The sequence below is a fragment of the Yoonia sp. R2331 genome (genome assembly GCF_041103235.1).
Classification (GTDB): domain Bacteria; phylum Pseudomonadota; class Alphaproteobacteria; order Rhodobacterales; family Rhodobacteraceae; genus CANMYO01.
The window spans coordinates 2,763,599-2,773,987 of record NZ_JBGCUN010000001.1; the positions used below are offsets into that span (position 1 = coordinate 2,763,599).

The window sequence follows — 10,389 nt, forward strand, 5'->3', positions numbered from 1 at the left end:
AATTCTTTGCGCGACCGTAACGCTGTGCTAGGGCGTGTCAACGACTGCGCGAATCCGCCGACCCCTTCTGCCAAAGGACCCCCTGATGCCCTCCGTCCAAGAACCCAAGCTGATTTCCGGCAATGCAAACCGACCCCTAGCAGAGGCTGTCGCAAGCCGGATGTCAGTGCACCGGGGCATGGATGTGGGCCTGTGCGACGCGCGGGTTGAGCGGTTCAACGACGGCGAGATTTTCGTCGAAGTCTTCGAAAACGTGCGCGGCGAGGATATGTTCATTATCCAGCCGACCTCGAACCCCGCCAACGACAACCTGATGGAGCTGTTGATCATCGCAGACGCGCTGCGCCGCTCCTCTGCCGCCCGGATCACAGCGGTGATCCCCTATTTCGGCTACGCGCGGCAGGATCGCAGGTCAAAGGCCCGCACGCCAATCACCGCCAAATTGGTCGCAAATATGCTGGTTGAAGCAGGCGTCGAGCGCATTCTGACCCTGGATTTGCACGCAACGCAGATCCAGGGTTTTTTCGATATTCCCGTGGATAACCTCTACGCCTCCCCGGTCTTTGCGCTGGACGTGATGCACCATTTCAAGGACCGGATGGACGACGTGATGGTGGTCTCACCCGATGTGGGCGGCGTGGCCCGCGCCCGCGATCTGGCGCAGCGGATTGGCGCGCCCTTGTCGATCGTGGACAAGCGCCGCGGTAAGCCCGGCGAAGTGGCCGAAATGACTGTGATTGGCGACGTGAAAGACCGCACCTGCCTGATCGTGGACGATATCGTCGATACCGCAGGTACGCTCTGCAAAGCCGCCGAAGTGCTGATGGAAAACGGCGCGAAAGAGGTACACTCCTACATCACCCACGGCGTGTTGTCTGGCCCTGCGGTCGACCGGATCAGCAAATCGGTGATGAAAAACCTGGTGATCACCGACACGATCGCGGCCACAGACGCGGTCAAGGATTGCAAGAACATCCGCATCGTCGGGACCGCGCCGGTCTTTGCCCAAGCCATCCTGAACACCTGGAACGGCACCAGCGTGTCATCTCTGTTCAATCATAAAACGCTAAAGCCGATCTACGAAGGCACGTATCGGGGCTAAGTCGTCGCAACGTTGGTGCGTTCTGCTCAAACCAACTTTCAGGTTCAGTTTGTTGTCCGGGCCTAACAGTGATTGGGCATTGAACGTGAAAGCTGGTATGTAACTGACGCGGGGACGGCACCGCGTCTGCGCAATCGCGGTTGGAATGGGCGCAAGAATGACATTGAACGCAATCGTTAACATTTCTGTGCCAATCGTTCTGGTCGTCTTCATCGCATGGGCGATCCACACGATACGCCGCAAGGAAAATGCACGAAAGCGTTTAGGGCATCAGCCGCATTCTCCGAGCGCGGGGTATGACCGCATTGCGGCGACAAAAGCGAAGTTAAAAGGACAAGATTACGGTGGTTCTGGCGGAGCCGGGGCGTAGCGGTCTGAAGCTAGATGTCCCAGGCCTCTTCATCGCTGATTGCGCCGATAGCTTGCCAAGCGACCCTCACGCGCGCCACCCGCGTGTCGCCCCAGGTCCGAAAGACAACCTCGAATCCTTTCGGCGTGATCTTCTCGGCCTGAACATCCGCGCGCACGTTGGTATCATGACCAAAATCCCACATGCTCAGCGCCACCGTGACCGCTGGGGCCGCATCAAAACTTTCAGAGAACGCGACCTTCAGGCGCTTCAACCGCGCACCGTGACCGGTCCACATTTCACCTTCGTCTTCAAAGTCGGAAAATAACACTGCGTCGCCCTGATCGACGCCAATAGTGTGACTGGCAAATTTACGCATGACTTGTCGCTCTTGATCCCAATGCGCTGAACCTGCCATGCGCCAAAGCCCTTGGCGATCCCCCAAAACCAACAAAGGCCCCGCAGTGCGGAGCCTTTGTCACAGCTGTTAACGAATAGTTAACAGCTATCTATTGCACGTGATCAGTTGTTCGCTGTCAGGCCGATGTGGCCACCCACGGCAACCATATCCGCGATCAGCTTGGCCGCGTCATCAACGGGGCCCGGCTCGTTCTTGAACACCTCTTTTGCGTTGTCATGCGCGGCTTTCGCCTCTGCCATCATGCCGTCATAGACCTCTTGCGTGACCTCACCCCGCGGTAGCGCGCTTTCAGCCAGCACAGAAACGGATTCAGCGGTGATTTCGGCAAAACCGCCGACCACCACATATTCATCCGTGCCACCACCGTGGATCACACGCAGCACACCGGGGCGCAGCGTGGTGATCGTGGGCGCATGGTTGGCCATGGCGGTCATATCACCGTCGGCACCTGGGATTTGCACCTCGGTCGCCTCCAGCGATGCCAACCGCCGCTCAGGCGAGACCAGATCGAATTGTAGGTTTGCCATCATTTGGCTCCTTTAAGTTCGATTATGCGGCGTCCGCAGCCATCTTTTCGGCTTTGGCTTTCACCTCGTCGATGCCGCCCACCATGTAAAAGGCACCTTCGGGCAGGTGATCGTATTCACCTGCGACCACGGCCTTGAACGATGCAATGGTGTCATCCAGCGGCACCTGCACACCGGGCGACCCGGTAAACACCTGCGCCACGTCAAACGGCTGGCTCAGGAAACGCTCGATCTTACGCGCGCGCGCCACCGTCAGTTTGTCGTCTTCTGACAGTTCGTCCATGCCCAGAATCGCGATGATGTCCTGCAAAGACTTGTAACGCTGCAGAATCTGCTGCACGTCGGCCGCAACCGAATAGTGCTCTTCACCCACGATCGCAGGGTCCAGCAGACGCGAAGTTGAATCGAGCGGGTCAACGGCTGGGTAAATCCCCTTTTCCGAAATCGCACGGTTCAAAACGGTCGTCGCATCCAAGTGCGCAAACGATGTCGCAGGTGCAGGGTCGGTCAAGTCATCCGCAGGCACGTAGATCGCCTGCACAGAGGTGATCGAGCCGTTCTTGGTGGATGTAATCCGTTCCTGCATCGACCCCATGTCGGTGGCCAGCGTCGGCTGATAGCCCACAGCGGATGGGATACGACCCAAAAGCGCGGACACCTCGGAACCGGCCTGAGTGAAGCGGAAGATGTTGTCGACAAAGAACAACACGTCCGTACCCGACTGGTCGCGGAACTGCTCGGCCATTGTCAGACCTGACAGGGCCACACGCATACGCGCACCCGGAGGCTCGTTCATCTGACCGTAAACCAGCGCCACTTTGGACTTGGTCAGGTCGTCAGCGTTGATAACACCGGATTCGATGAATTCGTAGTACAGGTCGTTGCCTTCGCGGGTCCGTTCACCCACACCAGCAAACACCGAATAGCCAGAGTGCACCTTGGCGATGTTGTTGATCAGTTCCTGAATAAGAACTGTCTTGCCCACGCCGGCACCGCCGAACAGACCAATCTTACCACCCTTGGCGTAGGGGGCCAGCAGGTCGATCACCTTGATGCCGGTCACCAGCACTTCGGATGCGGTGGACTGCGCTTCGAACGCAGGTGCTTCGTTGTGGATGGACCGTGTTTCCTTGGCACCAATCGGGCCTTTTTCGTCAACAGGCTCACCCACCACGTTCATGATGCGGCCCAGTGTGGCATCGCCCACGGGTACCTGAATGGTCGCACCAAGGTCGGTGACCTCTTGCCCGCGCACCAGACCTTCGGTGGAGTCCATGGCGATGGCACGCACGGTGTTCTCGCCCAGGTGCTGCGCGACCTCAAGGGTCAGCAGCTTGCCGTTGTTGTCAGTCGTCAAGGCGTTCAGAATCTCGGGCAGCGTGTCCCCGAACTGCACGTCAACGACGGCGCCAATCACCTGCGTGATCTTGCCTTTTGCATTTGCCATATCGTTTCTCCGGTTGTCTTTTAGAGCGCCTCAGCGCCCGAGATAATTTCAATCAGTTCGTTGGTGATCACGGCCTGACGCGAGCGGTTAAACTCGATCGTCAGCTTGTCGATCATTTCGCCTGCGTTGCGGGTGGCGTTGTCCATGGCGGACATCCGGGCACCCTGCTCAGAGGCGGCGTTCTCCAACAAAGCGGTAAACACCTGTGTCGCGACACCACGGGGCAGCAAATCGGCCAGAATGGCGTCTTCGCTGGGCTCGTAGTCATAAAGCGTTGTATCGGCTTCGGTCTCTTCGAACGACGCCGGGATCACCTGCAACGCTGTCGGATGCTGGGTTACGACGTTTTCAAAGCGCGAAAAGAACAGCGTGGCGACATCAAATTCGCCCGCGTCAAACCGGGCCAACACGTCCTTGGCGATGCCCTGGGCATCTACGTAACCCACGCGCTTGACCTCGGTCAGGTCAACGTGGCCTACAAAATGCTCGCCCAGATCCCGTTTGATCGCGTCGCGGCCTTTTTTGCCCACGGTCAGGATCTTCACGGTCTTGCCTGCGGCCAGCAGTTCGTTGGCTTTGGCACGTGCCAGCTTGGCGATGTTGCCGTTAAAGCCACCGCACAGCCCCCGTTCTGCCGTCATCACCACCAAAAGGTGGGTCTGGTCAGAACCGGTACCGCTTAGCAGCTTGGGCGCAGATGGCGAACCCGCAGCAGAGGCTGCCAAACCACCCATGACGGCGTTGAAACGCTCGGCATAGGGGCGCGCGGCCTCGGCTGCATCCTGCGCCCGCCGCAATTTCGCGGCGGCCACCATCTGCATGGCCTTGGTGATCTTACGGGTCGATTTGACCGTTTCGATCCGGTTTTTGAGGTCCTTCAAACTCGGCACAAGGAACCCTCCTTATATCTGTTCAAAGGGATCAGGCGAAGTCTTTGGCGAAAGCGTCAATCGCGGCTTTCACTTTGTCCTCGGCCTCGCCTTTGATCTTCGGATCCTCTTTGGTGAGGAAGTCCAGCACGTCCTTGCCGTTGGTGCGCAGATGCTTCAGCAGACCTGCCTCAAACCGACCCACGTCCTTGACGTCGACCTTATCAAGGTAGCCGTTCACGCCGGCGTAGATAACGCAGACGATTTCCGCGTTGGTCAGCGGCGAATACTGCGGCTGCTTCATCAGCTCTGTCAGACGCGCACCACGGTTCAGCAATTGCTGGGTCGCGGCATCAAGGTCAGACCCGAACTGCGCAAAGGCCGCCATTTCGCGGTATTGCGCCAGTTCCAGCTTCACCGGACCGGCAACCGACTTCATCGCGTTTGTCTGAGCAGACGACCCAACGCGCGACACCGACAGACCGGTGTTCACAGCAGGGCGGATACCCTGGAAGAACAACTCGGTTTCAAGGAAGATCTGACCATCGGTGATCGAGATCACGTTGGTCGGAATAAACGCCGACACGTCACCACCCTGGGTTTCAATGATCGGCAGCGCGGTCAGCGAGCCTGCACCATTGTCTTCGTTCAGCTTGGCCGAACGCTCCAACAGACGGGAGTGGAGGTAGAAAACGTCACCAGGATAGGCTTCACGGCCCGGCGGGCGACGCAGCAGCAGCGACATCTGACGATAGGACACGGCCTGCTTGGACAAGTCATCATAGATGATCAGCGCGTGGCGGCCATTGTCGCGGAAATGCTCGGCCATTGCGGTCGCGGCATAGGGTGCAAGGAACTGCATCGGTGCGGGGTCGGATGCGGTTGCAGCCACAACGATCGAATACTCAATCGCACCGGATTCTTCGAGACGCTTCACCAACTGGGCCACAGTCGAACGCTTCTGACCAACAGCCACATAAACGCAGTACAGTTTGTCATACTCGTTTTCAGCCGCATCGTTGTACGACTTCTGGTTCAGGATCGTGTCAAGCGCCACGGCGGTTTTACCGGTCTGACGGTCACCAATGATCAACTCGCGCTGGCCACGGCCAATCGGGATCATCGCGTCAACGGACTTCAGGCCAGTGGCCATTGGTTCGTGCACGGATTTACGCGGGATGATGCCTGGCGCCTTGCTATCTGCAATGGCGCGGGTCTTGGTCTTGATCGGGCCTTTGCCGTCCAGCGGGTTACCCAGACCATCAACTACGCGGCCCAGCAACTCGTCACCCACGGGCACGTCCACGATGGCCTTGGTGCGCTTGACGGTGTCACCTTCTTTAATGTCCCGGTCGGAACCAAAGATCACGGCACCAACGTTGTCGCTTTCCAGGTTCAGGGCCATCCCGCGGATACCACCGGGGAATTCCACCATCTCACCGGCCTGCACGTTGTCGAGGCCATAGATACGGGCAATCCCGTCACCGACGCTCAGCACGCGGCCAACTTCAGCGACTTCGGCCTCTTGGCCAAAGTTCTTGATCTGGTCCTTCAGGATCGCAGAGATTTCAGACGCTTGGATCGCCATTTATCCGACCTCTTTCATAGTGTTCTGGAGTGCGTTGAGCTTGGATTTGATCGACGTGTCGATCATTTTCGAGCCCACTTTAACGATAAGACCGCCAATGAGGCTTTCATCAACGGTCGCTTGGATGGTCACGGCCTTGCCGACCTGTGCCTTAAGGGTTTTTGCCAGCTTGTCGGACTGGGCCTTGGTCAGCGCCTTGGCGCTGGTCACTTCGGCTGTCACTTCGCCGCGCTCTTCTGCCATCATCTCGCGCAGGGTCTTGACCAGCGCGGGCAGCACGAACAACCGCCGCTTCTGCGCCAGCAGTTGCGTGGTGTTAGCCATGGTGGGCGACAGTTTCATTTTCTTGGCGATACCGGCCATTGCCGCTGCCTGTTCGTCCCGCGTGTAAAGCGGGGAATCGATCAGGGTCTTGAAATCGGCGCTGTCTTTCAGCGCGGATTCGAGGCTTTCAATGTCGGTTTCAAGTGCTTTCAGACCCTTGCCTTCACGCACAAGGTCAAAGACGGCAGATGCATAGCGTGCTGCAATACCTGTGGAAATCGAAGCTGGTTCGGACACGTCCACCCTTCCGATGTCTTGGGCCCGTCAGTCTTGCGATCAGTGGCAACCGCAAACCTTCAGGCAATCAAAATGCCCCTTCACCGAAATGACGGGGCGTCGAATTTTGCGCCGATGTAGCAGAGGGGTTTCATGGTCGCAAGCACTCCGCACAAGGAATCGTGATTGCGTCTTGCGGGCCTTATGTCGCAGGCCCCGGCCGTATGGGCCCCCACGTTGCTGGCCGTACTCGCGCACAGAAAGAAAAGGCTTCAACGTTGGTAGGCCGCCGCAAACCAGCCCAAACCCTGCACCGTGGTTCCGGCAGGGTGATATTCAGCCGACACCCAGCCGTCATAGCCATCCGCATCAAGCCGATCAAAGAACGCCGGGAAATCAACGCCGGGGCCTATGGGTTCGGATTGGTCAAGCGCTTGCGCAATCTGCACATGCGCCACAAAATCCCGCAGATCACCCCAAACGGACATCACATCACCATGGATGCGCGCCACCTGATAGGTGTCGAACTGCAAATGCAGGTTGGGTGCCGAAACCTCTTCCAGAACATCGCGCGCCTGATAATAGTCGTTCAGGAAATGACCGGGATGATCCACCGGGTTCAGCGGCTCAATCGTCAGCTTTTGCCTGCGCGCATAACCTGACGCCCAACGCAGGTTGTCGACGAAAGTAGCGCGCGCCTCTGGCCCCTCAGCCTCGCCCGCTAGGATTTGAACAAATTCCGCTCCCAGTGCCTCCGCATATCGCAGGGTCCGCTTGAAATCCTGACGAAACCGCGATTCGGGAACAGCGGCATAGCCGGGCGCGCCGCCGGTGTAATTGGGCGGCGGGCAGCTGATCAGCGCCATCTTCAACCCCTGCCAGACCAGCTGATCCCGCATGTCCTGAACAGGGGCATTATAAGGGTCCAATATCTCGACCGCCTCGAAACCGGCCTCTTTGGCGTAAACGAACCGCTCCATCAGGGGCACTTCGGTGAACAAAAAGGTCAGATTTGCACAGAATCTAGGCATCAAGCTCGGCCGCGGGAATGATCGGGAAGAACGCGCCGCCCGAATGCACACCAAACCATTCGACCCCGTCCACATCAGTCACCGCGCCAATATCGACCAGCCGATAAAAGGACTTGCGATCAATCAGCGCCTCAAGATTGCGCCGCACCAACACATAGGGCGAGGGTTCCCCAGTTTCAGGATCACGCACCACCCGGATCGGGTTGTCCGTCCCTGCCGTGACCTTGTCACCCACGTTGGTCTCAAACACCAGATCATCGCCGCGCGGGTCAAAATCAATCGCAACAAAAGGCGCATCATCAACCGTGATGCCGACCTTTTCCACCGGCGTCACAAGGAAATAATCATCCCCATCCCGCCGGATGATTGTCGAAAACAGCCGCACCAGCGGGGCGCGCCCAATCGGCGTGCCCATGTAAAACCACGTACCATCCCGCGCGATCCGCATATCAATGTCGCCGCAAAACGGCGGGTTCCATTTTTCAACGGGCGGTAAACCCTTGCCTTGTACCTCAATCGCACTGGCAGCAAGGCTTTCAGCCGATGGGGTCACAATCTTTTGTCCGCTCATTGTTTTTGCCATTGGGGTCATTCGGGATATCTGCTGTTATACCGGTATAAAGTTGAAAGGGGCCATAGTCATGTCCGACACCGCCGATCTTGTTGCAGACATCGAAAGCTTGGGGACCAAGCTTGCTGCGGCCCGCACATCCATCGCCAATCGCTTTCTGGGGCAGGACCGGGTCGTTGACCTGACGCTGACCGCCCTGATCTGCGGCGGCCATGCGGTCTTGATCGGTCTTCCGGGCCTCGGTAAGACCCGTCTGGTTGACACGCTCTCAACCGTCATGGGCCTGCGCGGTAACCGCATCCAGTTTACCCCTGACCTGATGCCCGCCGACATCCTGGGCTCCGAAGTGCTCGAAACAGCCGCCGACGGCTCCCGCGCCTTCCGCTTTATCGAAGGGCCGGTGTTCTGCCAACTTCTCATGGCGGATGAGATCAACCGTGCCTCCCCCCGGACCCAATCGGCACTTCTGCAAGCCATGCAGGAAAAAGAGGTGACAATCGCCGGCGAACACCGCCCCTTGGGCGCACCCTTCCACGTGCTCGCCACCCAGAACCCCATCGAACAGGAAGGCACCTACCCCCTGCCAGAGGCGCAGCTTGATCGCTTCCTTGTACAAATCGACGTCCCCTACCCCGACCGCGACACAGAACGCGACATCCTGATCGCCACCACCGGCGCGACAGAGGCTGAAGCGTCGGAAATCTTTACCGCAGAGGAACTCCTCGACGCACAAGCGCTGCTGCGCCGCATGCCTGTGGGTGAAAATATCGTGGAAATGATCCTCGATCTGGTGCGCGCCTGCCGCCCCGGCCCGGACGCATCCGATGCCGTGAACCAATCGGTCAGCTGGGGCCCCGGCCCCCGTGCCGCCCAAGCGCTGATGCTCACCGTCCGCGCGCAAGCTCTGCTCGAAGGCCGCCTCGCACCCTCCGCCGAAGACGTGCGTGCGATGGCTGTGCCGGTGCTGGAACACCGCATGGCACTGTCCTTCGCGGCCCGCGCCCGTGGCGAAGACCTGGTGTCGCTCATCAACACCACCGCCGCCGAGATCACCAAAGTCGCCGACGCCGCATGACCCAACCGCTCGCCCTTCGCGCATCAGCCGAGGCGCTCGCCAGCCCGCTGCCTGCCCTTCTGGCAGAGGCAGAGCATCTGGCAAGCGCGGTTCTGCTGGGCGATCACGGGCGCAGACGCGCAGGCATTGGCGATACATTCTGGCAATATCGCCCCGCACAAGACCATGATGAGGTGCGCCATATCGACTGGCGCCGCTCGGCCCGTTCCGACGCAACATTTGTCCAGGACAAGGAATGGCAAATCGCGCAATCGGTGATCCTCTGGGTCGATCAGGCCGCCGCAATGCGGTTCACAAGCGATGACAACCTGCCCACCAAATCCACCCGCGCCCGCACACTGGCACTGGCAGCCGCGATCCTTTTGAACCGTGGCGGCGAACGCGTCGGCCTCACCGGGCTGCGCCTGCCCCCCCGCCGTGGCACCGCACAGCTGGAAAAACTCGCCGCGATCCTCTCAGAAGACGACTCAACAGACTACGGCAGCCCCGATGCGCAAGGCATGCTGCCCCATTCCCGCGCGCTCTTTGTGTCGGATTTCCTTGGCGATCTCGCCCCGTTCGAGGCGGCACTGACCAAAGCCGCCGACCGTGGCGTGCGCGGGGCGCTGCTGCAAATCCTAGATCCGCAAGAAGAGGCATTCCCCTTCGACGGTCGCACAATCTTCGAATCCATGACCGGTGCCCTGACACACGAAACGCTCAAAGCAGGCGACCTGCGCACCCGCTACCTCGACCGACTCGCCAACCGAAAGGAGCGGCTCAGCGACCTTGCCCGTATGACCGGCTGGCAATTCACCACCCACCATACAGACACCTCCGCTACCGCCGCCCTCCTCTGGCTTTATCAGGCATTGGAACGTCGCACATGA

12 protein-coding genes are annotated in these 10,389 nt (G+C 59.2%); 4 read left to right on the plus strand and 8 right to left on the minus strand.

Translation table 11 applies throughout. The features are described from left to right. The first annotated feature begins 85 nt into the window (after positions 1–85). Together AB3Y40_RS14220 and AB3Y40_RS14225 are read left to right on the plus strand one after the other, a co-directional pair. On the plus strand, positions 86–1,102 hold the full coding sequence (locus AB3Y40_RS14220; RefSeq protein ID WP_369439444.1) for a ribose-phosphate pyrophosphokinase: 1,017 nt from the start codon (positions 86–88) through the stop codon (positions 1,100–1,102). Positions 1,103–1,259: 157 nt separating this feature from the next. After that, complete coding sequence (locus AB3Y40_RS14225; RefSeq protein WP_369439445.1) at positions 1,260–1,472, plus strand: hypothetical protein; 213 nt, start codon at positions 1,260–1,262, stop codon at positions 1,470–1,472. A 10-nt stretch (positions 1,473–1,482) separates the two neighbouring features. Here AB3Y40_RS14225 and AB3Y40_RS14230 read toward each other — a convergent pair whose 3' ends face one another. The 8 genes from AB3Y40_RS14230 to AB3Y40_RS14265 all read right to left on the minus strand — a co-directional run bounded on the left by AB3Y40_RS14230 (position 1,483) and on the right by AB3Y40_RS14265 (position 8,445). Continuing rightward, a complete protein-coding gene (locus AB3Y40_RS14230; RefSeq protein ID WP_369439659.1) occupies positions 1,483–1,830 on the minus strand; it encodes an H-type lectin domain-containing protein in 348 nt (115 codons plus the stop codon). A gap of 143 nt (positions 1,831–1,973) precedes the next feature. Continuing rightward, positions 1,974–2,402: a F0F1 ATP synthase subunit epsilon gene (locus tag AB3Y40_RS14235; RefSeq protein WP_369439446.1), complete on the minus strand. Its 429-nt coding sequence runs from the start codon at positions 2,400–2,402 to the stop codon at positions 1,974–1,976. 19 nt (positions 2,403–2,421) lie between these two features. Continuing rightward, entirely contained in the window at positions 2,422–3,846 is a 1,425-nt protein-coding gene (gene atpD / locus AB3Y40_RS14240) for a F0F1 ATP synthase subunit beta (protein ID WP_369439447.1), read from the minus strand. A 20-nt stretch (positions 3,847–3,866) separates the two neighbouring features. After that, positions 3,867–4,736, minus strand: coding sequence for a F0F1 ATP synthase subunit gamma (locus tag AB3Y40_RS14245; protein WP_369439448.1), 870 nt, complete (start codon positions 4,734–4,736; stop codon positions 3,867–3,869). 31 nt (positions 4,737–4,767) lie between these two features. Beyond that, on the minus strand, positions 4,768–6,303 hold the full coding sequence (atpA, locus tag AB3Y40_RS14250; RefSeq protein ID WP_369439449.1) for a F0F1 ATP synthase subunit alpha: 1,536 nt from the start codon (positions 6,301–6,303) through the stop codon (positions 4,768–4,770). Further along, positions 6,304–6,864 (minus strand): F0F1 ATP synthase subunit delta, encoded by a 561-nt coding sequence (locus tag AB3Y40_RS14255; RefSeq protein WP_369439450.1) that lies wholly within the window; start codon positions 6,862–6,864, stop codon positions 6,304–6,306. A gap of 251 nt (positions 6,865–7,115) precedes the next feature. After that, positions 7,116–7,874, minus strand: a complete 759-nt coding sequence (locus AB3Y40_RS14260) for a hydroxypyruvate isomerase family protein (protein WP_369439451.1) — start codon at positions 7,872–7,874, stop codon at positions 7,116–7,118. Next, positions 7,867–8,445 carry a DUF1285 domain-containing protein gene (locus AB3Y40_RS14265; protein ID WP_369439452.1) on the minus strand — a complete coding sequence of 193 codons (579 nt, stop codon included), beginning with the start codon at positions 8,443–8,445 and terminating at the stop codon, positions 7,867–7,869. The genes AB3Y40_RS14260 and AB3Y40_RS14265 overlap by 8 nt, the downstream gene beginning before the upstream one ends. A 70-nt stretch (positions 8,446–8,515) precedes the next feature. Between AB3Y40_RS14265 and AB3Y40_RS14270 the strand changes: the two genes are divergently transcribed. Both AB3Y40_RS14270 and AB3Y40_RS14275 read left to right on the plus strand, forming a co-directional pair. Beyond that, positions 8,516–9,520 carry an AAA family ATPase gene (locus tag AB3Y40_RS14270; protein ID WP_369439453.1) on the plus strand — a complete coding sequence of 335 codons (1,005 nt, stop codon included), beginning with the start codon at positions 8,516–8,518 and terminating at the stop codon, positions 9,518–9,520. Next, positions 9,517–10,389 (plus strand): DUF58 domain-containing protein, encoded by an 873-nt coding sequence (locus AB3Y40_RS14275; RefSeq protein WP_369439454.1) that lies wholly within the window; start codon positions 9,517–9,519, stop codon positions 10,387–10,389. Before AB3Y40_RS14270 ends, AB3Y40_RS14275 begins: the two co-directional genes overlap by 4 nt.

Coding starts and splice junctions, on each gene's coding strand:
- AB3Y40_RS14220 (WP_369439444.1), top strand. CDS start 86: ATGCCCTCCGTCCAAGAACCCAAGCTGATTTCCGGCAATGCAAACCGA.
- AB3Y40_RS14225 (WP_369439445.1), top strand. CDS start 1,260: ATGACATTGAACGCAATCGTTAACATTTCTGTGCCAATCGTTCTGGTC.
- AB3Y40_RS14230 (WP_369439659.1), bottom strand. CDS start 1,830: ATGCGTAAATTTGCCAGTCACACTATTGGCGTCGATCAGGGCGACGCA.
- AB3Y40_RS14235 (WP_369439446.1), bottom strand. CDS start 2,402: ATGATGGCAAACCTACAATTCGATCTGGTCTCGCCTGAGCGGCGGTTG.
- atpD (WP_369439447.1), bottom strand. CDS start 3,846: ATGGCAAATGCAAAAGGCAAGATCACGCAGGTGATTGGCGCCGTCGTT.
- atpA (WP_369439449.1), bottom strand. CDS start 6,303: ATGGCGATCCAAGCGTCTGAAATCTCTGCGATCCTGAAGGACCAGATC.
- AB3Y40_RS14260 (WP_369439451.1), bottom strand. CDS start 7,874: ATGCCTAGATTCTGTGCAAATCTGACCTTTTTGTTCACCGAAGTGCCC.
- AB3Y40_RS14265 (WP_369439452.1), bottom strand. CDS start 8,445: ATGAGCGGACAAAAGATTGTGACCCCATCGGCTGAAAGCCTTGCTGCC.
- AB3Y40_RS14270 (WP_369439453.1), top strand. CDS start 8,516: ATGTCCGACACCGCCGATCTTGTTGCAGACATCGAAAGCTTGGGGACC.
- AB3Y40_RS14275 (WP_369439454.1), top strand. CDS start 9,517: ATGACCCAACCGCTCGCCCTTCGCGCATCAGCCGAGGCGCTCGCCAGC.